The following is a 23,456-nucleotide window of genomic DNA, read 5'->3' as shown; positions in this document are numbered from 1 at the left end:
GAATTTTTCAATTTCTAAGTGATTGTTCCGCTGAAATAAATAACACTTTATTTGTGTGGGCAACCGACTAAATGATCATTGACCATACCTGTTGCTTGCATAAATGCGTAACAGATTGTTTCTCCTACAAACTTAAAGCCTCTCTTCTTCAAAAACTTACTCATCGCTTTAGATTGCTCGGTAGAAGCGGGAACTTGAGACATCTCGGTCCATTGATTCACGATCACCTCATTATCAACAAATTGCCATAAGGCATTAGAAAGAGAGCCGAACTCTTTCTGTAATTCAAGCGTTGCTCGTGCATTGTTGTATACCGAAGCAATCTTACCCTTGTGCTTAACCACATCGAAGTTTTCAATGATGTGCGGCACGTTGTCTTCATTCAACTCAGCTAGCTTGTTTAGATCGTAATCATCGAACGCGGCACGATACCCTTCTCGCTTTTTCAGGATCGTAATCCAACTCAGACCTGCTTGAGCACCTTCTAAAGTAATGAACTCAAACAGAACTTGGTCATCATAAACAGGCACGCCCCACTCTGCATCGTGGTACTCCCTTTCAAGCTCATGTTTAAGCGCCCATGCACACGTTCTATCCACTGTATTAGCTTCCATTTCGATGGTCTCTTTTAGTAATCGTACATAAAAATAATGCCCCAATTAGGGGCATTATTTCAAAGGTCAGTTGACGTTAAGCCACTTCAATTTTATGGAACAAACGATACAGCACAGGCACTACGATTAGCGTGAGTACAGTCGCAAAGCCTAAACCAAACATGATGGTTACTGCCATTGGTTTGAAGAAGATATCCGGTAGTAGAGGGATCATACCTAGAATGGTGGTAATCGCCGCCATACATACCGGGCGAACACGACTCAGAGCCGCATCAACAACCGCTACATACGGATCTTTACCAGATTTCATCTCAATCTCAATTTGATCAAGTAGTACGATACCGTTCTTCAGAAGCATCCCAGATAGACTCAAGAAGCCCAACAGCGCCATAAAGCCGAATGGTGTATTCAAGGCTAGCAAGCCTGTCGTCACCCCTATCAACGCCAATGGAACCGTTAACCAAACGATCAGAGGCTCTTTCACCGAGTTAAACAAGAACACAGTGATTAAGAACATGAACAAGTAACCCAGAGGCATGGTTGTGAACAGTGACGCCTGTGCATCTGCTGACGACTCATATTCCCCCCCCCATTCCAATGAGTAACCCGGAGGCATCTCAATCGCTTCAATCTGTGGTTGTAAGCGTTTCTGTAGAGTTGAGGCCGTCTCTTCACCCAATAGATCAGGATCCGCCATTACCGTTAGCATACGCTTACGGTTCTTACGGATGATCAGTGGATCTTCCCATTCTAGCTCGTAACCTAACGTTACTTGTTGAAGTGGGATGTACTCACTTAATGCTGGGCTCCAGATTTTCATGCCTTCGATGTTACGAATATCGACACGCTCGTCTTCAGGCAAACGAGCCACAATCGGCATTAACGTTGTACCATCACGATACACACCAATCGACTTACCAGAGAAAGACATTGCTAGGAAATCATCAACGTCAGATTTAGTAATACCATAACGACGCGCTTGGCTTTCATTGAACTGAGGCTCTAATACCTTAGTTCTTTCACGCCAATCGTGACGAACGTTAAATGCGCCTTCATCAGCACGCATGATGTCCATCACTTGTGCAGCGATTGAACGTAAAACCGTTGGATCAGAACCCACAATTCGCGCTTCAATTTTCGCACCGCCACCAGGACCTAATTCGATCTGTTTAAGCTTGTAGTCAATCTCTGGGAACTGACCATTTACATGTTCACGGAAGCGTTTCATTAGCCCTTCAAGTACTTCATAACTTTTCACACGAACCGTTATCTCGCCGTAAGCGCTATAACTTTTCTCTGGCGCATAAGTCAGCATGAAACGTTGCAGGCCTTTACCCGCGGTTGTCGTGATATGTTCAACTTCGTCCTGCTCAGCTAGCCAACTCTCAAGCACTTTAAGCTTGGTATTGGTCGCTCGAATATCGGTACCTTCTGGCATCCACACATCCACTTGGAACATAGGTGTGGTTGAAGACGGGAAGAAGGCTTGCTTAACGAAACCAAAACCGTACACACTCGCGCCTAAACCAATAATCAGAACAAACATGGTTAACCAAGCACGCTTCATACAGAACTCAAGGAAGTTTTTGTAGATAACAAAAACCATCCCGTTGTATGGGTCCTTACCTTCGTTATCTGGATCGACCTTCTGACCTTTAAAGAACATGTCGGCAAAGAACGGCGTGAGCGAGATGGCAGTAAACCAACTCAGCATCAAGGAGATCAGTAGCACCGTGAACAAGGTGCCACAGTATTCGCCTGTTGAGTCTTCAGATAAACCAATTGGAGCAAACGCAGTCACCGCAATAACCGTCGCACCAAGCAGCGGCCATTTGGTTTGGGTTACGATATCGGTGGCGGCCTGCATCCGGGTTCGCCCCTTCTGCGTGCCGATCAATATCCCTTCCACCACCACAATGGCATTATCCACCAGCATCCCCAAGGCGATAACCAACGCGCCCAGTGAAATACGTTGTAGGTCGATCTTGAAGTACTGCATGAAAATGAATGTACCGAATACGGTCAATAGCAGTATCAAACCAATCAATAGGCCCGATCTTAGTCCCATGAAGAACAGTAACACCACGATTACGATCGCAACCGCCTGCCCTAAACTCACCACAAATCCGCTTACCGACTTGTCTACCTCTTTAGGTTGGTTATAAACCTCGGAGATGTCGATGCCGACGGGTTGTTGATACTTTAGCTCGGCCAATCTTCTATCAAACGCTTCACCAACCGCTACTACGTTCACGCCTTGCGCAAAAGAGACACCAAGGTTAAGTGCGAGCTTGCCGTTATAGCCAATGATGTTACTTGGCACTTCAACATAACCACGAGTTACATTCGCCACATCTTTTAAATAGATGAGACCTTGAGCACCACCTTCTGTCAGAATTAAATCGCCAAGCTGCTCAACATTCTGGAACTCACCCGTTGGATGAATTCGAATGTATTCGTCGCCAATTCTTACCGCACCCGCACTTGATACAATATTTTGAGTCGATAAAAGATTAAATACCGTGCTTGGAGACAGACCTAAGGAGCTTATCCGCTTCATCGATATCTCAATGAATACTTGCTCTTGTTGTTGACCAGAAACAGAGACCTTACTGACCCCATCAACCAACTCCAGCTCTCGCCTTAGATAATCAATGTAATCCAGCAGCTCTTTGTAGCTATAACCATCACCCGTCACCGCAAGCAAGATCCCGTAAACGTCACCGAAGTCATCAATGACTTGAGGATCATTGACCCCAGGTGGCAGTTCAACCTTAAGATCATTCACTTTTCGGCGAAGTTCATCCCAAATTTGCGGAAGATCATCAGGGCCATAGTTATTCTTCATCGTTACCGTTACCTGAGACAGGCCACGGCTTGAAATAGAGTTCACTTCGTCCACATAGGTAAGTTGTTGAATCGCTTTTTCTAGTGGGTAAGTAACTTCTTCTTCAACTTGTTGAGGTGTGGCCCCTGGGTAAGAGGTCACAACCATCGCATCTTTGATAGTAAAGGCAGGATCTTCTAAACGACCCAAGCCGAAAAAGGCAGAGACACCACCAATAAGAAAGATCAGAGATAGCATCCAGCTAATGACTTTATTGCGAATAAAGTAAGCCGCTACACCCGTGATCTGGTCATCCCCCTGCTGAGCGTCATTCTGGGGCTTGTTATTTGCTTCACTCATTGTTCGTCTCCTGAGACAATACTTCCACTGTCATCCCATCTCGCAATCGCGATACGCCTGCAACAATGACATGCTGCCCCATTTCCAATCCTTTCACTACCTGCAATGTTTCCTGGTTTGCTTTTCCTAACACGACTTGTTGTTTCGAGACTGTCTTGTCGTCGTTAAGAACCCACACATAAGAGTTTTTACGATCCAGTTCATCACCGTCTGCATTGAATACCGCTTCGATCGGAATAAGTACACCAGCTTTTAGCTCCAAACCGATATCCCGCCCGTTTGAAGTCACATCAACGGCCATACCATCAAGAATCAAATCGTCTTCTGGCATCGGCAAAGCTAATGTAACCGTGAAGGTACCCGTACTTGGATCGGGTTCAGTGGTGAACTCTTTAATACCTGCGGTGTATTCATTACCGCTTGGCACTCTCACCACAGCTTCCACGTTCGAGAGGAGCGTTTCATTGGGTTGATTCACATAAATTTGGTCAGGGAGCTGAATCACAACTTCGACATCCTCAACACTGTGAATGTTCACAATCTGTTGGCCTACCTGAATATTTTCATATTGGTCGACACTGACTCGAGAAATAATCCCATCAACAGGCGCACGAAGCATAGTGAACGATAAGCGCAGTTTCGCCAGTTCCAACTCGGCATAAGCAATCTGGCGTTGAGCGGCAATTTCATCGAATTGCGACTTAGCCAATAAGCCTTTCTTCATTAGCGGACTCGAACGTCGGTATTGACTATTGATTACCGTGTAACGAGCTTGAGCATTGTCCACATCCAATTGATAATCGGTTGGGTCAAGCTCGGCAATGATGTCCCCTTTGGCAACTCGTTCACCTTCCTTCACATCTAGCTTGAAGATTTCACCCGCCACACGAAAACTCAGATGTGCTTTTTCCGCCGCATTGGCAACGGCAGGGAAATACAATTTGTCGTTAAAATCTAATACTGAAATCTCAATCGCTTTCACTAATGGCGTATTATCGACTTCGACTTGTGGTTTTTCTCCACACGCGGTCAGCAAAGCTAAACATGACAATCCTGTCGCTAGTTTAAATGCACTCATGTTATAGCCCCCTTTCCTTGATCCACTCTCGAACTTTAATGCCGGATTCAAGGCCATTAACACCAGAGGTTACGATGCGGTCTCCATCGTTTAAGCCAGAGACAATGTGACGCTTTTCATCAATCACGATCGCGACTTTCTCTACAATTCCGTCACTGTTTACACGCCACACCGAAACATCATCGCCATCGGTCATCATTGCAGCAGTCGGAATTTTGGTTGCAGCAGCTTGTGCCGACACCAAATTCACCGTACCAGACATACCTGGTAAAATGCCCACATCTGTCGGCCTTTCCATCACCATGGTCACCTTGTACGAACCCGTTTTAGGGTCGGCTTCCGTATCGACTTCTTGGAATGTCAGTACATAGGAATTTTCAGGAAACGCATCAAATACCATGGTTGCATCGGTTTCAAACCCAGAAGAAAAGCGCGTAATAAGTTGATCGGGTAATAAGAAAACGACTTTAAGAATTTGATTGGTCTGAATATTCATGACGCCCACTTTGGCGGCAATATATTCATGGTTTTCTGCAGGGATAATGGAAATAGTGCCATCATACGGCGCAACCAAAGTGGTGTAGCGAAGATTCGCGTTAGCTTGATTAAGCACCGCGCGAGCTGAATTGTGGTTCGCTTTCGCTTGGTCGAAATCTTGCTCTGATACCACACGATCTTTACGAAGTTTGATCGCACGTTGATATTGAACATCGGCTAGCTGAAAATTCGCTTTTGCTTGCTTCTCGAGTAGTTGATATTCATCGGGATTTAACTTAGCAAGCTCGTCGCCTTTAGACACGTGCTGCCCAGCGGTCACATCGATGCTCTGCAATAACCCAGGAACACGGAATGCGAGTACCGCTCTGTCACCAGCTTCTGTGGTAGCAGGGAAATTACGCTCAAAGGCATTATTACCGACGGAGACAGTGAAGAGTTTGGCGGGTCTGGACTCAGGTTCAGGCACGGGAGGAAGCTCCTTACCACACCCAGACAACCCAGCTAAGGCAGTCAATAGGACAAGGGAGGCTCTATACATTGGTGATCATCCATATCTATAAATATTTTTATAACATAGATTAATCACATGTAACTTACCAGTCAGCGTAAGATTTATTTAGAGAAAATTATTAAAAAAAATAACGGCTTGGAATAAATTTTCCTAAACCGTTATCTAATCCTTTTTAGGTTTTACCACTACATGTTCTTAAATTCACGATTCACTTTAAACGCGTCTGAGGTGACATAAGCTTCCATGTTGCGGACACTGGTCTCTAACTTCTGGAAATCACCCTCTAAAGTGTTCAATAGCGACTCTGCAGTTTGCCCTTTTTCCCAAGGCTTTTGCTTCAGCGTATGCTCTTGTTTCGCCTTCATTTGGTCGACATACTGAGGTGGTTGTTTTTCAAGCATAAATGTCAAAGCTAAATACGCTAATAACACCAGAAAACTACCACCAAGCAGTGCTGCTGAGATAACTAAGATGCGAACCAACCACACTTCAAGGCCAAAATAGTTCGCTAACCCTGCACACACACCAGACAATTTGCCGTTAATCGTGTCGCGATACAGTTCTCTACTCATAGTTTCGTCTCCAGTTAGGCGACTCCGCATCCAGTATTTTTTCTAGCGTTTTCACTCGGTCTTGCATGGATTCGGCTTGCGCAGAAAGCTTATGCAGACGTTGAAGATCCGTTTCAGAAAGACCATTGCTGGATTTCTTCTTGCTGCGGTAATGTAAGAATAACCATAGCGGTGCCACGAAGATTAAAAAGACAATCAGTGGACCTGCAATTAGAAATGTTGACATAGACAACTCCTAGATTATTTATCGCGGTTTTCAACTTGTTGCTTCAGTTTCGCTAGCTCTTTTTCGATTTCATCTTGAGCTTGTAGCTCGGCAAACTCTTGGTCTAAAGATTTTGCGTTGCCAGTCTTAGCGTAAACGTCCGCTTCAGCTTCTAATTCATCCACTTTACGCGAGAATTGCTCAAACTTCGCCATTGCTTCGTTGGTTTTGCTTGAGTGCAGGTGTTTTTGAACATCACGACGGTTGCTTGCCGCATTGTTACGAATCATTAATGCTTGTTGCTTTGCACGAGTTTCTGCGATCTTTGTTTCAAGTTTACCAATTTCACTCGTCAATTTTTCGATGGTTTCATGAACCAAGGTTTGTTCGGTGTGAAGGCTCTTGATGATGTCTTCCAGTTTTTGCTTTTCGATTAGCGCCGCTCTCGCCAAATCTTCGCGTTGTTTGGTCAGGGCAAGTGTCGCTTTATTTTGCCAATCTAGAATCTGTGTTTCGATAGCTTCTACTTTACGCGCTAGCTCTTTCTTGTCAGCAATTGCTTTTGCTGAGTTGGTACGAACTTCAACTAAGGTGTCTTCCATTTCTTGGATAATAAGACGAATCATCTTTTCTGGATCTTCAGCCTTATCTAATAGTGCACTGATGTTTGAATTTACAATGTCTGCAAAGCGAGAAAAAATACCCATGAGGAACTCCTTAATTACAATGATGGCAAATGCGTTTCAAATCGTTGTGCGACTCTATCAATCCACTTGCTCAAAAATTTACGTTTGTTGTTAAACCTACCATAAATAATCCAAGTAGCGTGCCAACTTTTAAGCCATTTATTATCAGTTACTTACAATAAAATGGTGATTAACTCGAACCATGCTATGATGAATTTAGCCAAGTATTGGTATTTTTCACCACTATGGCTCTTACATGACCTCTCCAGCGATTAATTCATACAAGGACCCGCTATGCAGCAGAACCTCATTGGTGAATCACCTAGCTTTCTCTCTGTTTTAGATAAAGTTTCTCAGCTGGCTCCAATCGAAAGACCTATTCTGATCATTGGCGAACGTGGCACAGGTAAAGAGTTGATCGCACAAAGACTGCATTACCTTTCAAGACGTTGGGATCAACCTTTGATCTCATTGAACTGCTCAACCTTAAGTGAAGGTTTGATTGATTCAGAACTGTTTGGTCATGAATCGGGATCCTTTACGGGTTCGAAAGGGCGTCATCAAGGTCGTTTTGAAAGAGCAGAAGGCGGAACGCTGTTTCTGGATGAGCTGGCGACCACTCCCCTTGCGGTTCAAGAGAAACTACTGCGCGTTATTGAATACGGGCAATATGAACGTGTCGGTGGGCAAAAGGCGCTAAGTGCCAATGTCAGACTGGTGTGTGCAACCAATGCCGACTTACCAGACATGGCATTAAAGGGCGAATTCCGAGCAGACCTATTAGATAGACTGGCGTTTGACGTCATTACTATCCCTCCTTTGCGTGAGCGAAAAGAAGACATCATGCTACTGGCAGAATATTACGCCATTAAGATGTGTCGTGAATTGGAATTGGAGTTGTTTGTTGGCTTTGCCCCCTCTGCCGTTGAATCGCTTTTGGATTATTCTTGGCCAGGGAATGTACGAGAACTCAAAAACGTCATTGAGCGAGCTATCTATCAGCACGGAAAAGATCCATATCCTATTGAATATTTGGTGTTTAACCCATTTAAACCCGCATGGAAAACAGAGCAAGATTCCTCTCCGGAAACTGGCAATGAGCCGTCTAACAGCCATACTTCATCAGAGAGCTTGTTTTCTTTGCCGCTTGATTACAAAGCATGGCAAGAACAACAAGACATCAAGCTACTCAACCAAGCCCTCAAACAGAGCAAATATAACCAGAAACAAGCCGCAGAATTACTTGGGTTAACCTACAACCAATTACGTGGAATGGTGAGGAAGTACGCGATTGTCGGACAAGCTAACGATAAATAGCTGTCCACGCTTGATTATTATTTGGAGCCGAATAAATAAAATGTTAAATTGTCCGGATCTTGAGGCTCCTCTAACGCCTCGTTTCGAAAAGTATTTCTTTTTATGAAAGCACTAATAAGACTATCACTGAGCATCTGTACGCTGAGCTTTCTCGCTGGATGTGGTGAGAGTGTGAATCACGAGCAAATCCGTGAAAAAGGCTTCATTTATTGCGGCCAAGGTAATCCTAGTACCTTCAACCCACAGCTGGTTGATAGTGGCATTACCGCAGAATCGCTGAGTCCTCAAATTTTCGATACACTGCTCACTCTTGATCCGATGACGTACCGACCAAAACAGAACTTGGCGACAAGTTGGTCTGTTGATAAATCAGGTACAGAGTACACGTTCAAACTGCGCCCAAATGTTGCGTTCCAAACGACAGACTGGTTCACCCCTACTCGTAGCATGAATGCACAAGATGTGGTGTTTAGCTTTGAACGTGTCATTGATAGTTCAAACCCATTTCATTATGTGGGTGGCGGCCTATACCCGTGGTTTGCCGGAATCGACTTCAAGACCCTGATTGTCGATATCACCGCGGTTGACGACCTAACAGTGAAATTCCAATTAAGTCGCCCAGACAATTCATTTCTCAATAACATCGCCACCAGCTATGCGGTCATTCACTCTAAAGAGTATGCCAATCAGCTCATTGCAGCGGATGAGAAAAATCGAATCGATTCCAATCCAGTCGGCACTGGCCCTTTCTACTTGGATGAATACCAAATCAACGACCTAGTGCGCTTGAAAAAGAACAAGCACTACTGGAAAGGTGAAGTACAAATGGACCAAGTTGTGTTCGATACTTCGCAACGTGGAACAGGCACACTTGCCAAGCTTCTGCGTAGTGAGTGTGACGTGCTCAACTCACCAATTTCTAGCCAAATCCCTATTATTCAGGCTCATGAAGAGTTGAAGATTTCTGCTACTCCGGCGGTTAATGTCTCTTTCATCGCGCTGAATACTGAGCACCCTGCACTGCGTGACTCTCGAGTTCGTAAAGCGCTCAACTTAGCCATCAATCGTCAGAACATTCTTGATTCTGTGTATTACGGTACAGGAACCAAAGCCTACACCTTGCTTCCTCCGACTTCTTGGGCTCACCAAAAAGACAGCGTTCAAGTTCGCTACGACCGAAACTATGCGGTTGCGCTTCTCAAAGAAGCTGGCGTTGAACCTGGGTTAGAGCTTTCAATGTGGGTACCACTAGAGCCACGCGCATACAATCCAAGTCCAAGAAAAACGGCAGAACTTATCCAAGCAAACTTAGCCGATATTGGTATTGAATTGAAACTCTATACCGACGACCGATTTGACCGCACACAGTTGTCATCTATTTCCTCAACAGACTTGTTGCTTACAGGCTGGATAGGCAATACCGGTGACCCGGACAACTTCTTACGTCCGCTGCTCTCATGCAGCTCTGAGCGTGCAGGGTTAAACGTCTCGATGTGGTGTAATTCAGACTTTGATTTCCTTCTCGACTTAGCATTAGAGATCAATCAACAAAGGCACCGTGTGAACTTGTACCGACAAGCCCAAAACATTCTCAATGAAGAAGTTCCTGTGATTCCTTTAGCTCATGGCGTGCAATTTCGCGTGCACGATCGTTCGCTAACAGGCTTTAAAGCAAGTCCTTTCAATGCCCAACCTTTTGATCAAGTCAGAAGAGAGGTGCAGTAATGTTTTGGTATACATTAAGACGTGTAAACTTATTCGTTATTACGCTAGGAATTCTGACCTTGGTAGGTTTTTCCCTGCTTCGATTAGACCAAACCTCACCTTGGGCAATTCAAGATTTTTGGCCCGGTTGGATTAGCTATATCACTGAATTATCGACGCTAAACTTTGGCCTAAGCAAACACGGTGTGCCTATCATCGATGAGTTGGTCCTGGTGTTCCCTGCAACGCTAGAGCTGTGCTTCTTTGCCTTTGTGTTGGCACTCATCATCGGTATCCCTTTCGGCACCATTGCTGGTATGAGACAAGGTAAATTTATTGATACCACCATATCGTTCACCTCAATGGCCGGTTACTCTGCGCCTATATTTTGGGTCGCGTTGCTGATGATCATGGTGTTTTCACTGCACTTTGAAATGTTCCCAGTTGGTGGCCGATACGACCTACTTTACGAGATTGAACACGTGACTGGATTCGCGATGATTGACGCCTTTTTTGCCGAGGGTCGCTACCGTGCGAACGCACTACAAAGTGTTATCGAGCACATGGCGTTGCCTTGTCTTGTTTTAGCACTGGCGCCAACGACTCAGGTCATCCGATTGATGAGAGCGTCAGTGGCTGAAGTAATGACGCAAAACTACATCCGCGCTGCGCGAATTAAAGGTCTTTCCACTAGAGAGATCATCACGCAGCACGTGCTAAGAAACGCGATACCTCCGATTATTCCTAAGGTCGGTGTTCAGCTATCGAGTATGTTAACGCTTGCTATTGTTACCGAGTCTATCTTTAACTGGCCGGGCATTGGCCGCTGGTTATTGGATGCCTTATCGAATCAAGATTACGTTTCAATTCAAGCTGGTGTAATTGTGGTGGCTACCTTAGTTTTGACCGCTAATATTCTGTCCGATCTACTGGGCGCGATGATCAATCCACTGGTAAGGAAGGAATGGTATGCTAACAAATAACGTCTACCAAGAAGAACAGATTCCAACCCAGTTCGAACGTTTCTGGCGCAGCTTCCGCAGCAATAATCTAGCTATGTTTGGCTTGTGGTGTTTGGTGCTTATCATTCTGGTCACCGTCACTTCACCGTGGCTAGCCCCGCATGATGCACAAGAACAAACCGGTCACCTATTAACGCCGCCCTCTTGGGATCCTGCGGGAACGGTAGAATACTTTTTGGGTACGGATGACTTAGGCAGAGATATTCTCTCTCGCCTAATAATTGGCTCTCAGTTAACCTTCGGCGCCGCGGTGGTGATTACCTTTATCGCAGCCGTCATTGGTTGTCTGATTGGCGTACTTGCTGGTATGACGCGCGGTTTACTATCAAGCACGCTAAACCACCTGCTTGATACTGTTATGTCGATTCCATCTCTTCTGCTGGCGATTATCTTCGTGGCATTCCTTGGCTTTGGGGAGTTTAATATCTTGCTCGCCTTGTGCTTGGCACTGATCCCGCGCTTTATACGCTCGGTGTACATTGCCGTGCATGCTGAAGTAGAAAAAGACTATATTCTGGCTTCTCGCCTTGATGGTGCGAACGATTTTTACCTGCTATGGAACTCAATCCTTCCGAACATCCTTACCGTGATCGCTCTTGAAGTTACGCTGGCACTGTCAGTCGCAATTCTTGATATCACGGCTTTAGGTTTCCTAGGGCTTGGCGCTCAAGCACCGAGTACCGAATGGGGCTCCATCTTGGGTGATTCGGTCGAGTTGATTTACCTTGCGCCATGGACAGTTACCCTACCCGGCTTAGCTATTATGTTTACAGTTATCGTGATTAACCTCGTCGGTGAAGGTGTTCGCCAAGCGCTAAATGCAGGAATCGAATAATGCCGTTACTTGATATTCGACATCTAACCATCGAGATTGAGACCCCTCAAGGGATGGTTAAAGCCGTAGATCGAATGAGTATTACCCTCAATGAAGGGGAAATTCGTGGCTTAGTAGGTGAATCAGGCTCAGGTAAGAGTTTGGTTGCAAAAGCGATCGTCGGAGTATGTAAAGAAAACTGGAAGGTTTCTGCAGACCGAATGCGCTTAGGTAATATCGACCTACTGCAACTGACGCCGAAAGAAAGACGCCGAGTGATCGCCCGCGATATCGCAATGATCTTCCAAGAGCCATCAACGTGTCTTGACCCTTCTGAAAAAGTAGGTAACCAGCTCGTTGAAGCGATCCCTTCCCATTCGTTTGAAGGTCGTTGGTGGCAACGATTTAAGTGGCGTAAGAAGCAAGCGATCGCATTACTACACAAAGTCGGCATCAAAGACCACTCTCGCCTAATGGACAGTTACTCTTATGAGCTGACAGATGGTGAGTGTCAAAAAGTCATGATCGCAATGGCGATCGCTGCCAAGCCAAAAGTCTTGATTGCTGACGAGCCAACCAACGATTTAGACCCAATTACACAGTCTCAAATATTGCGTCTTTTGAGTCGTATGAACCAGATCAATAACACCACCATCGTGTTGATCGGCCATGACTTAACCACCATTACCCAATGGGCGACTCGCATTACCGTGATGTACTGTGGTCAATCGGTAGAATCCGCTGATACACCGAAGCTGTTGGATGCACCAAAGCACCCGTACACCGTTGCTTTGTTAAAAGCGATGCCAGACTTTAACGACTGGATTCCCCACAAGGAGAAGCTCCAGTCTTTGCCGGGGTCAATTCCACCGCTGCAACATCTTCCTATTGGTTGTCGATTAGGGCCTCGCTGCCCATACGCACAAAGGCAGTGTGTCGAGATCCCACATACGAAACGTATCAAGAACCATAAGTTCAACTGTCACTTCCCTCTGAATATGGAGAAGAAAAAGAAATCATGAGTGCATTATTAGAAGTCAGTGATCTATCTAAAGACTTTACGACTCGCTCTGGTCTTTTCCGTAAGAAGATTCATCAGGCGGTGAAGCCGGTAAGCTTTTCCCTTGAAGCAGGCCAGACGATTGGTTTTATCGGTCAGAATGGCTCTGGGAAATCAACATTAGCGAGAATGCTCGCAGGCATGGTTGAACCGACTGCGGGCGAGATCCGCGTGAACGGCGAAAAGCTAGAACACAAAGACTATTCAACTCGTTGCAAGCTGATTCGAATGATCTTCCAAGATCCGAATACATCACTTAATCCACGCATTCAGATTGGTCGAATTCTTGAAGGCCCATTGAAGCGAAATACCAACATGCCACCAGAAGCCCGTATGCGCCGCGTGAAAGACACGTTATTACGCGTTGGTCTCCTTCCGGAACATGCTTACTTCTACCCTCAGATGCTTGCTGCGGGCCAGAAACAGAGGGTTTGTTTGGCTCGTGCCTTGATACTTCAGCCATCCATCATTGTCGCTGATGAAGCGTTAAATGGTTTGGACATGGCAATGCGCTCTCAAATTATTAACTTGTTCTTAGAGCTGCAAGAAGAGATGGGCGTGTCGTTCGTTTACGTATCTCAACACCTAGGTATTGTTAAGCACATCACCGACAAGATCATCGTGATGCACGAAGGCAATGTGGTTGAGAGCGGTGAAACGGATCAAGTGCTGACCAATCCAACTCACCAAATCACCCAAAGATTGGTTGAGAGCCATTTCTCCAAAGCGCCGAACCACTAACCTGGAATCACGCTACATTTAGCAGAGGGGAAAAGTATGTATCGAACAGCTTCAATGCTTCCCCTCTTGTTGGTGCTGTTGTCCTTTAACGCGACAAGCACACCGCTCACATGGCTAGATAGAAGCTTCGTCGAAACTGCCTTTTATAACGTCGCGCTTCAACACGAATACTCCCAAGGCAACAAACCGCTCGCCAAGTGGAAACAACCGATCAAGATTTGGATCGATCATCGAGTGGGCGATGAGGAACTGCATCAAGAGATCACAGAGCTTCATATCAAACACTTATCTGAAGTCACCCAACATCCAATAACAATCGTCAGTAAAGAGTCCGAAGCGAACGTTAAATGGATATACACAAGGCAGAGCCAGTGGGTATCTGAGGCGAAATCGGTGCTCAAGCTCAAATCAACTCAACATTTAAATAGCGCCATCTGCACGGCGGGCTATAGAACCAATTCTAAAGGCGAGATTGTATACGCTGGGATTGTAATCCCGGTTGATCAGGCAAGATCGCGAGGTAAGCTGGTCGCCTGTATCGTGGAAGAGATCACACAAGTTCTAGGCCTGCCGAATGATTCAGATAAAGCCTACCCTTCTATTTTCAACGACCACACGCCAGAAGACTTATTATCGCCGTTAGACGTAGTGCTACTGCAATTGCTGTATGAACCAGAATTGAAAGCTGGAATGACAAAATCTGAAGTAAAACCTATCGTCCGAAAGATACTCAAGAGATACAGCAAAACAGGTGTGCTTCAGCAAGCTTCTAAAGCCGCACAGCAAGCGCCTTTGTATCAGTTGATTGGGTATTGACGAATATACGTTGGAAGTAACTTAGATGGGATAATTGAATGATAGCGCTGCCTAAGAAAGGCAACGCTGACTTACGATGTTACTGTATTACGAAAGAACTAGCGCTTAGCTGCCTGCTTTTTCAATTCGAAGTCGAACTCATCCGGGAACAAGATAACGCCTTCTTCTTGCTCGTTCGGGAATACTACAACAGCAAGTTCGTCGTCTTCTAGACCGTTCGTCCAGCGACTGTGCCATTTGTTCAACGAAATAGACTCAGCTTTACACTCAGACCAATCACCCGTTGCCCATGATTCTGCGAACTCTTGGTTTGGCCATACTGGAACACAATCTTCATCTTCTGTGTTCAGCATTACACAACCGTGTTCATCGGTTAAGATCCATACTTCACGGTTTGCTACGATTTCTTTCACACAGTATTTCAGGCGTTGCTCGCCCGTATACTTGTTGATTTCAGCGATTTTTTTATCGTCTAGCTGTGTAGTCATCTTAATTTCCTACTTTAGTCAGTAACTTTGCTCTTAAAGCTATTTTATGCCGAGTGTTGTTAACTTCAAACATTATCGATGAAGAAGAAAGTCTACTTCAAAGAAAAACGCCTGCTAAATAAGCAGGCGTTTAATATTAAGCGACTTGATTAAACAAGCTCACCTTGTAGCCAAGGCCAGCCTTGCTTCTTACGGCTTAGTGTATTTTCCATCATTAATACGCCGCCTTTCTCGTGCTTAACCAATTTCTCAGCCCACTCACCTTTGTATAGAAGACGAGTTTGAGCAGTAGTGATATCTGTTAGCATTACCGCAGCGAACGCTAGACCGTCTTTCTCACAACGCTCTTCAAGATCAGCTTCTAGCGCCTCGATCATGCCGTCTACTTGCTCAAGAGTCGCAAGTTCAACTTGACCAACAACAACATCACGACCGTTGAATGGGTAGCCTTTAAGGTCTTTTTCTACTAGCTGTGCAGCAGATAGGCCTTCGATGTTTGTTTTTGCGATTAGAAGCGCTTTGATGAATGCATCAACGTCAGTTACGCCAGCAATTTCAGCAAGCTCAGCAACCGCGTCTTTGTCTTTTTGAGTACATGTTGGAGAAGCGAAACCAACTGTGTCTGAAAGAATTGCAGACATCATTAGTTTAGCGATTTGTTGAGAGATTGCGTGACCTTCAATCTTGAACATGTTGAAAAGTACAGTGTTTGTACAACCAACAGGCCAGATCCAAGCTTCCATTGGGTTTACTGTCATCACGTCGCCTAGACGGTGGTGATCAACAATACCTACGATCTCTGCATCAGCAACATCATCTGGTGCTTGTGCTAGATCTGAGTAGTCTACTAGCCAGATTTTCTCACCAGCAACAGAAGTACGAAGCTCTGGCTGTTCAGCACCAGCGACTTCTAGAATGTGTTGAGTTTCGCGGTTGATCTCGCCTTGGCGAATTGGTGTCGCTTCCTCGCCACGAGCCTTAAGAAGCTCAGTTGCAACTAACGCACTACAAATACTGTCACTATCAGGGTTTTTGTGACCAACAACTAAAATCATGTTTCTTCCTATTACACTAACAATTATGACTCTACCTTTAGAGCCTCTCTTTATTAGCCATACTTTACCTCATTTTTTTAGATTGGTCATGTTTCGTGGGTTTAGCCAATAGTAACAATAGATAAAAAACAACAAATGCAATTGATAATTATTATCATTCGTATATATTTATCTTAAGCCACTAATTTTGAGTAACACCTATGGATCGACTAATCTCTTTTTTGCCAAGCAGTAGTGCTGCGAAAACAACTCAGTTTTCACTGTCATTTAAGCGCCTGCTTTTGCCTGTCTCACTTGCAGCTTTGGTTGCAGCCCCAGCTACACGAGAGCTGACGGTGACTACTTTGTCAGACGCCTTTTGGGCAGTGTCTTGTTATGTTGCTTTGACCTTAGCGATTTACCACGGGTTAAGCCTGTATATCAACAAAGATAACGTCTTCAACAAGCTCGTCCATCAATCCCGTTCAAACCAAGTGGTATTCGCTGCACTTATGGGGGCGCTACCCGGCTGTGGCGGTGCGATCGTGGTGACCACACAATTTATCTCAGGAAAACTCGGATTTGGTGCGGTAGTTGCTGTGCTCGTCTCCACCATGGGTGACGCCGCCTTCTTGTTGATAGCAAGCGAGCCCAAGACTGGTTTAGCCATGATGGCGATGGGCGTGATTGTCGGAACTGCGTCAGGTCGAATCATTAACTTGTTTCACGCAGACGACTTCTTACGCCCAAAAAAAGCAGAGAAAAATGAAGCGGTGAGCAGCTGTGCTTCTCAATCTCAAAACAAAGAATCGGTCTCTAAAAAAGCGATAAACCTGCAAGGTTACCTGTGGTCTGTACTGATTATTCCGGGTGCTGCCGTTGCCCTACTTGGCTCTTTTCAAGTCGATGTGAACGAGCTGCTCGCTTTGCCTGAAATGTCGATGGAATGGGCGGGGACAGTTTTGCTGATCAGCTCGATGTTTCTGTGGGGGCTAACCCGTGAAATTGAGGATTACAAATCAGCCATGAGTGAGGACGAAAAGTGTATAGGCTCTCACCCATTGCAAAAGACCGCTCAAGATACAAACTTTGTCACCGCTTGGGTGGTGGTTGCCTTTCTTTTCTTTGAATTTGGCTCTGTGATAGCAAATGTTGATTTTGCGACGCTATTCTCAAGCTGGGGCATCATGCTCCCCCTGGCTGGCGTGTTGATGGGTTTGCTACCGGGCTGTGGACCGCAATTATTGGTCACTAGCTTATACCTTTCAGACGCCCTGCCACTTTCGGCTCAGGTAGGTAACGCAATTTCAAATGATGGTGACGCGCTATTCCCTGCGATTGCGATGGCTCCCAAAGCGGCACTGGTCGCGACCTTATACTCTAGTGTGCCCGCACTAATCTGTGCTTATAGCTACTGGTTTATATTTGAGATCTAACTTGAGTAGAGTTAACTCCATAGGCTTCTGTAAGGTCGGTACTTTGTATCGGCCTTTTTGTTTCCGCCTGCTTAAGTCTTTCCACAGGTTCTTTTTACATTCCCTTCCTGCTTCACTGCTTATACCACCTCTCTCAAACAGCGCCTTACAGCCTGTCTCAAAAACGCCCTCTATTAGCCCTGTATAATGCTTATTTAGAAACACCAACACTGATATCAAAAATACAAAAAGCCCCTGTAAGAGTGCTTACAGGGGCTTTAATTCAAGCTTTAATCTTGGTTCTTAAGACAAGACTTAAGAAACTTCGATTGGACCACCGAATGAAGTTACTGGAGGCAGTTTGCCTTGGAACTTCTCGAAATCAACCAAACATGTGTTTGCTGACGTTGCTTGAGCAAGTTCAGACGTACCGATATCTTGAGTCAGTGTGTTTGGATCGCCGTATGTATCTAGCGCGCCCACTTTCTCGTTGATCGGACCGTACCAAGCACCTTCTTCGATACGAACAACACCAGGAGCGTAGCTATCCATTAGAACAGCACCTGCTAGTAGTTGACCACGGTCGTTAAACACACGTACTACATCGCCATCTTTGATGCCTTTCTTCTTAGCATCTACTGGGTTGATGTAGATTGGCTCACGGCCTTGTACCGCGTAAGTCGCACGCCACTCTTCAGATTCACACATCTGAGAGTGAAGACGCTTGTCTGGGTGACAAGATTGTAGCCAGTACGGGTGCTTGTCAGAGCCTGGACCACCGTGTGAACGTTCAGATTTCTCGAACCACATTGGGTGTTCTTGACAGTGCTCGTAACCCATGTTGCCAACAGTACGGCTTGTGATTTCGATGAAACCAGAAGGCGTGCCTAGTGCGTTGATCTCTGGATCTTCACGGAATGAAGCGTGACGAGTCCATGGCTTACCTTTACCGAAGTCTAGGAAACCTTTTTCCCAGAACTCAGCGAACTCAGGCATTTCGAAGCTGCCTTCGTTTGCTGCGCGACATTCGTCGTACAGAGATTTAACCCACTGCATTTCGTCCATACCACGCGTGTAATCGTCGTAACGACCCCAACGTTTAGTTAGGCTAGACATGATCTCGAAGTCAGTCTTAGACTGGAACAGAGGATCCACTAGTTTATGCATCGCGATCAAACCACGACCAGAGTATGCGCCGTAACCATCGATATCGTTACGTTCCCACTGAGTACATGCAGGAAGCACGATGTCAGAGTGACGACAAGTTGCAGTCCAAGCAAAATCAACAGCAACTACAGTTTGTAGGCTCTTGAATGCTTTACGCATCTTGTTGCGATCTTGGTGGTGGTGCCACGGGTTGTTACCACTGAATACCATCATCTTGATGTCAGGCAGTGTCACTGTTGCGCCGTTTGCTTTGATCTTCTTACCTGGCTCTAACAGGCTATCTACCCAACGAGCAACAGGGATTACGCGGCTGTAGCCGTTGTAATCTGTGTTGGTGTACTTAGGTGATTGACCTTGGTCGATGTTCAGCGGGAAAGAACCCGGAGCAGCGAAGCCAGTTGAAGATACACCGATACCAGAGTAGTGGTGACCGTAAGAGATACCACCGCCCGGTAGACCAATTTGGCCAACCATTGCTGCGATAACTGCACACATCCAGTAAGGCTGTTCACCGTGCTCTTGACGTTGGATACTCCAACCAACAAGAATCTGTGTACGACCGTTAACCAGCATCTTAGCGAAGTCACGAATAGAGTCCGCGCTTGCGCCACAGATAGCAGAAGCCCATTCTGGCGTCTTCTCAACTCTGTCTTTCGTTTCACCTTGAACGTACTTGATGAAATCTTCAAAACCTAGACAGTAAGTTTCGATGAACTTCTTGTCGTATAGGCCTTCGTTGTAAAGAACGTGAGCAACACCAAGCATGAACGCCACATCAGTTTGTGGGTTGATGTACATTTGCTCATTTTCTAGGTAACGACCTGTTTTGTTTTTAACAGGGTCAACAGAAACAACGTTGATCTCTTTCTTAGCAACTTTTTCTTTCAGCTGTTCTAGGTATGCGAACGACTCGTGAGTCTCACATGTCCAACCTACTTGAAGGTTTTTAACTGGATCGTTACCCCAAAGAACAATGTTGTCACTGTTTTCTAGGATAAGTTCCCAAGATGTACCTTGTGCGTAAACTTCAGTAGAACCTAGCACGTAAGGCATGATCGTTTGACCAGCACCTGTTGAGTAGTCACCGATTTTCTTCACAGAGTAACCGTGAAGTGCCATTGCACGTTGCATGTGGTTAGTACAGCTGTGGAACTGACCCGTTTGTCTCCAACCAGTTTGACCTGTGTGAAGCGCCCATGGACCGTAATCTTTCTGTACGCGCTCTAGCTCGCGGTAAACAAGGTCTAGTGCCTCATCCCAAGTCACACGAATAAAACGGTTGTTACCACGCGTGTCTGCGCTGTATTTATGCTTCTTCAACCAATCTAGGCGAACCATTGGGTAACGCACACGTGATGGGCTGTAGATAATACCTTTAATACCTTTCAACATCTCAGTTGGGTGTTGATCGATTTCTAGAGGTTTAATTTCTTGTACTTTACCCGCATAAACACGAGCTCGGAATGCACCCCAGTGAGAACCAGAGACTTTCCACGCACCGTCTGTTTCTGCAGCAGACGCTGATGCCGACGCCAATAAGCTTGGACCGATAACCGATGCCGCACTTGTAGTAGCGACACCTTTCAGAAAACTTCTTCTTGTAATTGCCATTGTGTTACTCCAATTGACGTCTTATTAGTGATGGCCTTCAGAAAAATCTGATGAATGCTTCTGTAGATACTTAAGAACAAGTGCTTCTGTATCTGTATCGAAGTTAACGAACGCAATCATACCATCTAGCATGCCTACCCAACCGTTAGCGCTGAAGTGAGCTTCATCTGGCTGTGAGTGACACGTTGAACAGTTAGATTGGTACGCTTGACCCGCTGCGTTCCAGATTGGATCGAAGTTATCAACCATAGACTCTTTCTTCATCCAAAGTGCTAGGTTAACTTCTTCCCATGGAAGGCCAGTAAGCTCATCTTCTTTCTTCTCACCAACAGTGATAACGTCACTTTGAGATACTTCTTTCGTCAAGATTGCAGTTGAGATGTTCATACCGAAGTCTTCTTGGATTACACGTCCGAAGCCTTTCGCTTTACGCCAACCGTCGATTTGAATCTTGATCATATCGCCTTTTTCGTCGATAACCGCAACTTTACTTGCAGGGCTTAATAGACCCGCTTCAACTTCAGCTGTTTCATCTGTGTACATTGGTAGGTGACGAATAGAGATCACGTCTGAACCATTTGCGTAAGATGTGCTGCTTGCTACGTTTTCTAGCTCGCCAACAATACCGCTCGCTGATGCCATATCTAATGGAAGGTTGTGAGCAATACCTTTGTGACAGTCAACACAGCTTTGATCACGCTCTGCCGCGTTCTTCATCTGGATACGCGCTGTTGGGCGCATGTTTTCGAAATCCATTGAATCGTAGTTGTGGCAGTTTTTACACTCTAGAGATTTGTTCGAAGAGAAGCGATCCCATTCGTGTTTAGCCAGTTCGATACGACGAGCTTCGAATTTCTCAGGCGTATCTAGGTCACCAAATACTTGAGCGAATACTTCTTTAGAAGCTTGCATCTTACGAGCGATTTTTGCTGTCCATTCATGTGGAACGTGACAGTCAGGACAAGTAGCACGTACACCAGAAGTGTTTTTCCAGTGAACCGTTTCTTGTAGTTCTACGTATACGTTGTCACGCATGGTGTGACAGCTTACACAGAATTCTTCTGTATTTGTGTGCTCTAGAGCTGTGTTAAAACCGCCCCAGAAAATAACACCGGCGATAAAGCCACCCATAGTTAGTACACCAAGACTGATGTGTACTGCTGGGCGAGTCATTGTGCGCCATAATTTAACTAAAAATGATTTCATGTTTAGCTCTCTTAAATATTGATTTTAAAAAATGTTGTTACTTAGAGGGCATTACATGCCGCCGTGAGCACCTGGAGGTCCGAATACAAACACTTGCAGTGCCCAAACTAGGAAGCCGTAACCGCCTACAAAAGCCACACTTAATATTGGGAAGAGAACCACCGCGATGAAGAGGAAAGACTTCCACTCCAGCGAATGTTTTTCGCTAGTTTCAATTTTATTAACATCACTCATACATTTTGCCTATTTTGTATTTAGTAATTTCGAGTAACCCATTCTATGGGGCTAAAGTTCTTAAGTATCTAACGACAAATTTTAGACCATACTCAAAGTAGGGTTCAATCAAATCTCCCGTTATAACCCTTGCTAATCAATACTTTTTTGAGCTCATCCAAAGTTGTTTTTAGTTAAACAAAGTTATTAAAAAGTATTAACAAATGTGAAGAATTAAGTATATTTCACAAATGTTAAATTCCAACACCTACGCAACCGTATTGTAACCAATTTTAACGTTTTACCTACTAAGTAGTAGCCAAAAATGCCTCAAAAAACCAATATTCTGTGGTTTGATTGTTAAATTATTGAGTATTTTTTAAAGCAACGGCTGAGAAGCTGAAATGCATCATTTGGCACTTTCAGATATGATGGGGACCTACTTAAAAGGAAACATTATGCAAGACGTTATTGATATATCTTGGTGGCAGTTATTGTTCTTCAGCTCACTTCTCTTGCTACCCATTACCATCAACCACAAGTTAAAACTCGGCCTTGGCAAAGAGGCTTCTATCAGCATCATTCGTATGGTTATTCAGCTATTTCTGGTGGGACTTTACCTAGAATACTTGTTCACTTTGAATAGTTTGTGGGTCAATTTGCTGTGGTTATTTACTATGATTATCGTCGGTGCAAGCTCGATTGTTGAAAAATCTAGACTGCCAAGAAACCTACTTTTGGCTCCTGTCGCCGTTAGCCTTGCGGTAACTTGTGTACCTATTGTCTTGTTCATCTGCTTTTTCATCATTAAGCCGACACCGGTTTTTAACGCGCAGTACCTTATCCCAATCGCAGGGATGTTATTGGGTAATAGCTTAAGCAGTAATATCGTGGCATTGCAGAACCTGTTTGGTGCCTTTGAAACACAGAAATCAGAATATGAAGCAGCAATCGCGTTAGGCGCGTCTCCTACTTATGCTGCTGCGCCTTTTGTACGTAATGCAATACAGAAAGCGATGTCCCCTATCATGGCCTCTATGGCAACCACAGGCTTAGTAACGCTGCCGGGAATGATGACTGGACAGATCTTAGGTGGTGCTTCACCGATGATCGCGATTAAGTATCAACTGATGATCATGCTGGCGATTTTCGTGATGATGAGCTGCTCTCTAGCCCTTGTACTTCACCTCTCATTGAAGACATCTCTGACCAAAGAAGGGCGAGTTCTCGCTCAAATACAGCCTTCGAAATAACCTCCCTACTCCACTTAGATCTGGTTACTCACTGAATTTGAGACAGGTTATCCACAGAAACTGTGGATAACCAAATCAATATAGATCCTTTTTTGTCCATTTCGACCCAAGGAAAGATCATCGCCTTCGATCTTTGGGTGATTTCAAAGACATATACACACATGGTAATCAGCGCTGTTGAATTTTCAGATGATCATTAGAGAGATGAAGAAGTAGGTTTTCCACAATCGAGTAGGAGGAGGCC

21 protein-coding genes are annotated in these 23,456 nt (G+C 45.1%); 9 read left to right on the top strand and 12 right to left on the bottom strand.

Annotated features, from left to right (window positions below; genetic code table 11):
• Nucleotides 1-47: 47 nt before the first annotated feature.
• The 7 genes from AB4583_RS16685 to pspA form a co-directional block, all read right to left on the bottom strand.
• Nucleotides 48-614, bottom strand: a complete 567-nt coding sequence (locus AB4583_RS16685; RefSeq protein WP_017068062.1) for a DNA-3-methyladenine glycosylase I — start codon at nt 612-614, stop codon at nt 48-50.
• A gap of 76 nt (nt 615-690) precedes the next feature.
• The gene (locus AB4583_RS16680) at nt 691-3,801 is read right to left on the bottom strand and encodes an efflux RND transporter permease subunit (protein ID WP_017068063.1); all 3,111 of its coding nucleotides are present in this window, start codon (nt 3,799-3,801) and stop codon (nt 691-693) included.
• Nucleotides 3,794-4,879, bottom strand: coding sequence for an efflux RND transporter periplasmic adaptor subunit (locus tag AB4583_RS16675; protein ID WP_372118409.1), 1,086 nt, complete (start codon nt 4,877-4,879; stop codon nt 3,794-3,796). The genes AB4583_RS16680 and AB4583_RS16675 overlap by 8 nt, the downstream gene beginning before the upstream one ends.
• A gap of 1 nt (nt 4,880) precedes the next feature.
• Nucleotides 4,881-5,915: an efflux RND transporter periplasmic adaptor subunit gene (locus tag AB4583_RS16670; RefSeq protein ID WP_029235327.1), complete on the bottom strand. Its 1,035-nt coding sequence runs from the start codon at nt 5,913-5,915 to the stop codon at nt 4,881-4,883.
• Nucleotides 5,916-6,073: 158 nt separating this feature from the next.
• Nucleotides 6,074-6,460, bottom strand: a complete 387-nt coding sequence (pspC, locus tag AB4583_RS16665) for an envelope stress response membrane protein PspC (protein WP_372118406.1) — start codon at nt 6,458-6,460, stop codon at nt 6,074-6,076.
• The gene (gene pspB, locus AB4583_RS16660; protein ID WP_004734605.1) at nt 6,453-6,686 is read right to left on the bottom strand and encodes an envelope stress response membrane protein PspB; all 234 of its coding nucleotides are present in this window, start codon (nt 6,684-6,686) and stop codon (nt 6,453-6,455) included. The genes pspC and pspB overlap by 8 nt, the downstream gene beginning before the upstream one ends.
• Nucleotides 6,687-6,700: 14 nt before the next feature.
• On the bottom strand, nt 6,701-7,372 hold the full coding sequence (pspA, locus tag AB4583_RS16655; protein WP_010440091.1) for a phage shock protein PspA: 672 nt from the start codon (nt 7,370-7,372) through the stop codon (nt 6,701-6,703).
• A 273-nt stretch (nt 7,373-7,645) separates the two neighbouring features.
• Between pspA and pspF the strand changes: the two genes are divergently transcribed.
• The 7 genes from pspF to AB4583_RS16620 all read left to right on the top strand — a co-directional run bounded on the left by pspF (nt 7,646) and on the right by AB4583_RS16620 (nt 14,825).
• A complete protein-coding gene (pspF, locus tag AB4583_RS16650) occupies nt 7,646-8,668 on the top strand; it encodes a phage shock protein operon transcriptional activator (protein WP_017060309.1) in 1,023 nt (340 codons plus the stop codon).
• A gap of 102 nt (nt 8,669-8,770) precedes the next feature.
• On the top strand, nt 8,771-10,393 hold the full coding sequence (gene sapA, locus AB4583_RS16645) for an ABC transporter substrate-binding protein SapA (RefSeq protein ID WP_017060308.1): 1,623 nt from the start codon (nt 8,771-8,773) through the stop codon (nt 10,391-10,393).
• Nucleotides 10,393-11,355, top strand: coding sequence for an ABC transporter permease subunit (locus AB4583_RS16640; RefSeq protein WP_017068066.1), 963 nt, complete (start codon nt 10,393-10,395; stop codon nt 11,353-11,355). The genes sapA and AB4583_RS16640 overlap by 1 nt, the downstream gene beginning before the upstream one ends.
• Entirely contained in the window at nt 11,342-12,229 is an 888-nt protein-coding gene (sapC, locus tag AB4583_RS16635; RefSeq protein WP_017065331.1) for a putrescine export ABC transporter permease SapC, read from the top strand. The genes AB4583_RS16640 and sapC overlap by 14 nt, the downstream gene beginning before the upstream one ends.
• Nucleotides 12,229-13,230 carry an oligopeptide/dipeptide ABC transporter ATP-binding protein gene (locus tag AB4583_RS16630; protein ID WP_017060305.1) on the top strand — a complete coding sequence of 334 codons (1,002 nt, stop codon included), beginning with the start codon at nt 12,229-12,231 and terminating at the stop codon, nt 13,228-13,230. Before sapC ends, AB4583_RS16630 begins: the two co-directional genes overlap by 1 nt.
• Nucleotides 13,227-14,009 (top strand): ATP-binding cassette domain-containing protein, encoded by a 783-nt coding sequence (locus tag AB4583_RS16625; protein ID WP_017060304.1) that lies wholly within the window; start codon nt 13,227-13,229, stop codon nt 14,007-14,009. The genes AB4583_RS16630 and AB4583_RS16625 overlap by 4 nt, the downstream gene beginning before the upstream one ends.
• Before the next feature lie 36 nt (nt 14,010-14,045).
• Nucleotides 14,046-14,825 carry a DUF2927 domain-containing protein gene (locus AB4583_RS16620; RefSeq protein ID WP_029235328.1) on the top strand — a complete coding sequence of 260 codons (780 nt, stop codon included), beginning with the start codon at nt 14,046-14,048 and terminating at the stop codon, nt 14,823-14,825.
• A 98-nt stretch (nt 14,826-14,923) separates the two neighbouring features.
• Here AB4583_RS16620 and AB4583_RS16615 read toward each other — a convergent pair whose 3' ends face one another.
• The gene (locus AB4583_RS16615; RefSeq protein ID WP_004734596.1) at nt 14,924-15,313 is read right to left on the bottom strand and encodes a DUF2750 domain-containing protein; all 390 of its coding nucleotides are present in this window, start codon (nt 15,311-15,313) and stop codon (nt 14,924-14,926) included.
• A gap of 149 nt (nt 15,314-15,462) precedes the next feature.
• The gene (locus tag AB4583_RS16610; RefSeq protein ID WP_372118404.1) at nt 15,463-16,368 is read right to left on the bottom strand and encodes a manganese-dependent inorganic pyrophosphatase; all 906 of its coding nucleotides are present in this window, start codon (nt 16,366-16,368) and stop codon (nt 15,463-15,465) included.
• Nucleotides 16,369-16,568: 200 nt separating this feature from the next.
• Here AB4583_RS16610 and AB4583_RS16605 point away from each other — a divergent pair, with 200 nt between their 5' ends.
• Nucleotides 16,569-17,783, top strand: coding sequence for a putative manganese transporter (locus tag AB4583_RS16605; RefSeq protein WP_372118401.1), 1,215 nt, complete (start codon nt 16,569-16,571; stop codon nt 17,781-17,783).
• Between the two features lie 294 nt (nt 17,784-18,077).
• On the opposite strand, the gene torA is transcribed toward AB4583_RS16605, so the two are convergent.
• From torA to torE, 3 genes are read right to left on the bottom strand one after another with little or no spacing between them, the layout of a single operon-like run.
• On the bottom strand, nt 18,078-20,540 hold the full coding sequence (gene torA / locus AB4583_RS16600; RefSeq protein WP_017068070.1) for a trimethylamine-N-oxide reductase TorA: 2,463 nt from the start codon (nt 20,538-20,540) through the stop codon (nt 18,078-18,080).
• 24 nt (nt 20,541-20,564) lie between these two features.
• Nucleotides 20,565-21,746, bottom strand: a complete 1,182-nt coding sequence (gene torC, locus AB4583_RS16595; RefSeq protein WP_017060299.1) for a pentaheme c-type cytochrome TorC — start codon at nt 21,744-21,746, stop codon at nt 20,565-20,567.
• A 51-nt stretch (nt 21,747-21,797) separates the two neighbouring features.
• Nucleotides 21,798-21,980 (bottom strand): trimethylamine N-oxide reductase system protein TorE, encoded by a 183-nt coding sequence (torE, locus tag AB4583_RS16590; RefSeq protein WP_017060298.1) that lies wholly within the window; start codon nt 21,978-21,980, stop codon nt 21,798-21,800.
• A gap of 437 nt (nt 21,981-22,417) precedes the next feature.
• On the opposite strand from torE, the gene AB4583_RS16585 reads away from it, so the two are divergent.
• Nucleotides 22,418-23,212 (top strand): ABC transporter permease, encoded by a 795-nt coding sequence (locus AB4583_RS16585; RefSeq protein WP_017067668.1) that lies wholly within the window; start codon nt 22,418-22,420, stop codon nt 23,210-23,212.
• The last annotated feature ends 244 nt before the right edge of the window (nt 23,213-23,456 follow it).

The sequence above is a fragment of the Vibrio sp. 10N.222.49.C12 genome, from assembly GCF_041475025.1.
Classification (GTDB): Bacteria; Pseudomonadota; Gammaproteobacteria; order Enterobacterales; family Vibrionaceae; genus Vibrio; species Vibrio crassostreae_C.
This window is presented reverse-complemented; position numbering and strand designations above follow the sequence as displayed.

Coding starts and splice junctions, on each gene's coding strand:
- AB4583_RS16685 (WP_017068062.1), bottom strand. CDS start 614: ATGGAAGCTAATACAGTGGATAGAACGTGTGCATGGGCGCTTAAACAT.
- AB4583_RS16680 (WP_017068063.1), bottom strand. CDS start 3,801: ATGAGTGAAGCAAATAACAAGCCCCAGAATGACGCTCAGCAGGGGGAT.
- AB4583_RS16675 (WP_372118409.1), bottom strand. CDS start 4,879: ATGAGTGCATTTAAACTAGCGACAGGATTGTCATGTTTAGCTTTGCTG.
- AB4583_RS16670 (WP_029235327.1), bottom strand. CDS start 5,915: ATGTATAGAGCCTCCCTTGTCCTATTGACTGCCTTAGCTGGGTTGTCT.
- pspC (WP_372118406.1), bottom strand. CDS start 6,460: ATGAGTAGAGAACTGTATCGCGACACGATTAACGGCAAATTGTCTGGT.
- pspB (WP_004734605.1), bottom strand. CDS start 6,686: ATGTCAACATTTCTAATTGCAGGTCCACTGATTGTCTTTTTAATCTTC.
- pspA (WP_010440091.1), bottom strand. CDS start 7,372: ATGGGTATTTTTTCTCGCTTTGCAGACATTGTAAATTCAAACATCAGT.
- pspF (WP_017060309.1), top strand. CDS start 7,646: ATGCAGCAGAACCTCATTGGTGAATCACCTAGCTTTCTCTCTGTTTTA.
- sapA (WP_017060308.1), top strand. CDS start 8,771: ATGAAAGCACTAATAAGACTATCACTGAGCATCTGTACGCTGAGCTTT.
- AB4583_RS16640 (WP_017068066.1), top strand. CDS start 10,393: ATGTTTTGGTATACATTAAGACGTGTAAACTTATTCGTTATTACGCTA.
- sapC (WP_017065331.1), top strand. CDS start 11,342: ATGCTAACAAATAACGTCTACCAAGAAGAACAGATTCCAACCCAGTTC.
- AB4583_RS16630 (WP_017060305.1), top strand. CDS start 12,229: ATGCCGTTACTTGATATTCGACATCTAACCATCGAGATTGAGACCCCT.
- AB4583_RS16625 (WP_017060304.1), top strand. CDS start 13,227: ATGAGTGCATTATTAGAAGTCAGTGATCTATCTAAAGACTTTACGACT.
- AB4583_RS16620 (WP_029235328.1), top strand. CDS start 14,046: ATGTATCGAACAGCTTCAATGCTTCCCCTCTTGTTGGTGCTGTTGTCC.
- AB4583_RS16615 (WP_004734596.1), bottom strand. CDS start 15,313: ATGACTACACAGCTAGACGATAAAAAAATCGCTGAAATCAACAAGTAT.
- AB4583_RS16610 (WP_372118404.1), bottom strand. CDS start 16,368: ATGATTTTAGTTGTTGGTCACAAAAACCCTGATAGTGACAGTATTTGT.
- AB4583_RS16605 (WP_372118401.1), top strand. CDS start 16,569: ATGGATCGACTAATCTCTTTTTTGCCAAGCAGTAGTGCTGCGAAAACA.
- torA (WP_017068070.1), bottom strand. CDS start 20,540: ATGGCAATTACAAGAAGAAGTTTTCTGAAAGGTGTCGCTACTACAAGT.
- torC (WP_017060299.1), bottom strand. CDS start 21,746: ATGAAATCATTTTTAGTTAAATTATGGCGCACAATGACTCGCCCAGCA.
- torE (WP_017060298.1), bottom strand. CDS start 21,980: ATGAGTGATGTTAATAAAATTGAAACTAGCGAAAAACATTCGCTGGAG.
- AB4583_RS16585 (WP_017067668.1), top strand. CDS start 22,418: ATGCAAGACGTTATTGATATATCTTGGTGGCAGTTATTGTTCTTCAGC.